Below are 830 nucleotides of genomic sequence, written 5' to 3' on the forward strand. Positions count from 1 at the left end.
CTCTCAAAGACGCCGCCGGGCCCAGGGTGATTCTCATGGTAGTACGCTATAGAGCAGACCGGCTCGCCGTTGCTCTGGTGTTAGCGGTATTCAGCATCCAGCTTGGCCTGTTTTTCTTCAGCGAGGGGCTGGCCACCTGGCTGGGCATGCTTGCCCTGTTGCCGGTGCAGGTCTCCTGTGGCGCCATCTGCCACAACCACCACCACGTAAACACCTTCGTGAAGCGCCCGCTAAACCGGCTGTTCGAAATGGTCATGTACCTGCAGACCGGCACCAGCCCGCTGAGCTGGACGCTGCACCACAACATCGGCCACCACCAGCTCTATCTGGACCCGGACAACGACCCGTCCCCCTGGCAGCAGGCGGACGGCAACCTGATGCCACGCTGGCGCTATGTGCTGGTCAACACCCTGCGCATCTACCCGGAAATCCACCGCATCGGTCGCCAGCATCCGGCACTGTACCGTCGCTTCCTGCGTCTGCTGGTGCTCGCCAATATCCCGCTGGCCGCCGCCTTCATGCTGGACCCGCGCAACGCCTTTATCGTCTTCCTGATTCCCATGATCAGCATGCTGTTCATGTTGCTGGACAATACCTACGGGCAACACGCCGGCACCGGCTACGACGACCATTTCCACGCTTCGCGCAATGTGGAACTGAAACGCTACAACCTGCCCTCCTGGAACCTGGGCTACCACACGGCCCATCACATGCTGCCCGGCCTGCACTGGAGTGAACTGCCGGACCTGCACGCCAAAATCCGCCACCGGATTCCGGACCACCTGATCACCGAAAACGTGCTTTTGCAGTGGGAACCCGCCCGCCAGCAG

Annotated in this window: 1 protein-coding gene; it reads left to right on the forward strand. The window is 61.6% G+C overall.

The window, feature by feature from the left end; genetic code table 11:
* Positions 1–35: 35 nt before the first annotated feature.
* The coding region (locus A3730_RS23620) for a fatty acid desaturase (protein ID WP_063539107.1) at positions 36–830 on the forward strand (795 nt) is incomplete at its 3' end.

This window comes from Alcanivorax sp. HI0044 (assembly GCF_001634945.1).